Origin of the sequence: Pseudoflavonifractor sp. 524-17, assembly GCF_009935845.1 — a bacterium.
Taxonomy (GTDB): Bacteria; Bacillota; Clostridia; order Oscillospirales; family Oscillospiraceae; genus Pseudoflavonifractor_A.
Map to the genome: position 1 here is coordinate 1 of NZ_QWEK01000109.1, position 2,301 is coordinate 2,301.

The following is a 2,301-nucleotide window of genomic DNA, read 5'->3' on the forward strand; positions in this document are numbered from 1 at the left end:
ATAAGGAATAGCGAATTATCCGGCGTTGCAAGGCGCAGAAAGGCCCCAACGCCAGAACACGTTGAGGCAATGTCGGATAATTCGCTTGAACGAAGCCGCGGAAATAGGCGCAGCAGTTATGGGGAAAATATGTTTAGAATACTGGCAGGTTAATTGGAAATGGAGCGGCTTTCGTATTTGAATAGGCGCAAAAAGCACAAACAATTAGACAAAAAGCGCATAGCTTCCCCCTCCCCACAGGGCATAAACTTTAGGCGTATATCAACATTCGGAAAAGCATGGCGGTTCTCTTGAGAAATGTCCCAGCCTGCAGCAAGGGCACAGGTTGAAATCTTTCCCCAGCATCCGTTCCAGCAGTGCCATAGGCGGCAGTTCCTGAGATGGCTGCGGAGTATCCGTCAAGCGTCTGCATAAAGCCAGACGCTTTTCTTTGCTTCGGGCTGCAAAAAGGCCATAGTGGCGGATTTTTCTAAAACCAGCAGGCAGGATATGAAGTAGAAACCGGCGAATAAACTCCTCGGCATCCAGCGTCATCCGCTTCTTTTGATTGCCATGGGCGTAGTCACGCCAGCGAAAAGTAACCTTACCATTTCCCATAGATAAAATGCGATCATTGGAAATGGCGACTCGATGGGTATACCGGCCCAGATAAGAGATCACCTTTCCAGCGTTGTCAAAGGGCGGTTTGCAGTAGACCACCCATTTTTTCTGATAGCAGATATCAAGCAGGCTTTTATCGATTGTTGGGAATCGCGCTTTTAGAAGCGCCAGAAATTTCCCACGAAATTTAGCGGAGAGAACTCTAACCGGCAAAAAGAAATGTTTTGAGGAAACCTGCCATTTTTGATCCGGTGTCAAACCTCCGCCTGTTACGATCATATGAATATGAGGGTGGAACTGAAGGTTCTGTCCCCAGGTATGCAGGATGGCCGTGATTCCAGGCATTGCGCCGAGATATTTTCGGTCGGCACACAGTTCCAATACCGTTTCGGACGCCGCTTGAAACAGCAGTGCGTACATGGTGCTCTGCCGGTATCGAAAAACGGGATTCAGCTCAGAAGGAACGGTGAAAACAACATGAAAATACGGCGTGTTAAGCAGGTTTTTCCTCTGCTTGTCGATCCACTTTTCTTTTGCAAAAGTTTGGCATTTGGGGCAGTGTCGGTTCCGGCAGGAGTTGTAAGAAATCCGCATATATCCGCAGTTATCACAGGTATCTATGTGCGCACCCAAAGTAGCTGTCCGGCAATTGATGATGTCCTGCACAGCTTTTCTCTGATTGTAATTCATCCGATGACTCTGGGCATAAGCGCCGATGTGCTCCGCGAAAATATTCTGAATCTCAACGCTCATTGCTGCACAGTCGATCAGCGGGGCTTACAAGGTTTGCTCCAACATTTGCCAAATGCAGATAAACGGTAGTAGACGATATGCTGCTGTGTCCCAAAAGCTCCTTAATTGTGAAAATGTCAGTTCCATCTTCCAGGAGATGGGTAGCAAAAGCGTGACGAAGGGAATGGATCGATACCCTCCGAGAGATACCAGCCACCCCAAGCCATTTCTTCAGCGCGTCATTAACCGCTTTCTCTGTTATGCTGGTTAAATTTCTCCACCCTGGAAACAGCAGCCCTTCTGGGTGCCTTGGCCGAAAGCTCCGCCAATAGTCCCTTAAAAATTCAAGACATTGCTGAGAGAGAATCGTATAGCGATCCTTGTTCCTCTTGCTGTTACGGACAAAGATCCGCATCTGCTTTGAATCAATGTCCTGCACCCTCAAAGCACAGATTTCCGATACCCGCAGCCCGGAACCATAGGCCAGGGCAAATATCGCTTTATGCTTTGGATTTTCACAGTGATCCAGCAGCTGTGCAATCTCCTCCCGAGAGAGAATTTCCGGGAGATCCTTATCCTCCTTCAACCGGGGCATTTGCAGATAATTCATAGCCCGATTCAGCGTAACCCCGAAAAAGAACCGGATTGCAGCTTGATAAGTGTTGATGCTGCACTTGCTCAGACTGCTCTCCATGAGATGCAGCGTATAGGCCCGTACATCTTGCTCGTTCAGCTTTTCAACTGGTTTCCTGCTGAAATTCAGAAATTTTCGTACTGCCCTCCCGTAAACGTCCTGCGTATGCTCCGAATAGGATCGAAGCCGCATATCCTGATACAGCTTTTCCAGATAATAATTCGTGCCCATCTGTTTCAACTCCCTGTTACTTTTTGGCGGTATACGCACCGTTTTTCAAGTGTACAGGAAAGTTGGTCTGTTTGTAAAACCCCCGCGTCAGCGGGTTCGTTCAA

The 2,301-nt window shown here is 48.2% G+C and carries 2 protein-coding genes; both read right to left on the reverse strand.

The annotated features are described in order from the left end of the window. Window positions 1–261 precede the first annotated feature (261 nt). Window positions 262–1,353 carry an IS91 family transposase gene (locus D1159_RS18695; RefSeq protein ID WP_161847096.1) on the reverse strand — a complete coding sequence of 364 codons (1,092 nt, stop codon included), beginning with the start codon at window positions 1,351–1,353 and terminating at the stop codon, window positions 262–264. After that, a complete protein-coding gene (locus D1159_RS18700; protein WP_161847097.1) occupies window positions 1,343–2,197 on the reverse strand; it encodes a tyrosine-type recombinase/integrase in 855 nt (284 codons plus the stop codon). The genes D1159_RS18695 and D1159_RS18700 overlap by 11 nt, the downstream gene beginning before the upstream one ends. Window positions 2,198–2,301: the final 104 nt, after the last annotated feature.

What these genes read in the sequence shown, in the direction of transcription:
- D1159_RS18700 (WP_161847097.1), bottom strand. Translation starts at nt 2,197, where the DNA reads ATGGGCACGAATTATTATCTGGAAAAGCTGTATCAGGATATGCGGCTT.
- D1159_RS18695 (WP_161847096.1), bottom strand. Translation starts at nt 1,353, where the DNA reads ATGAGCGTTGAGATTCAGAATATTTTCGCGGAGCACATCGGCGCTTAT.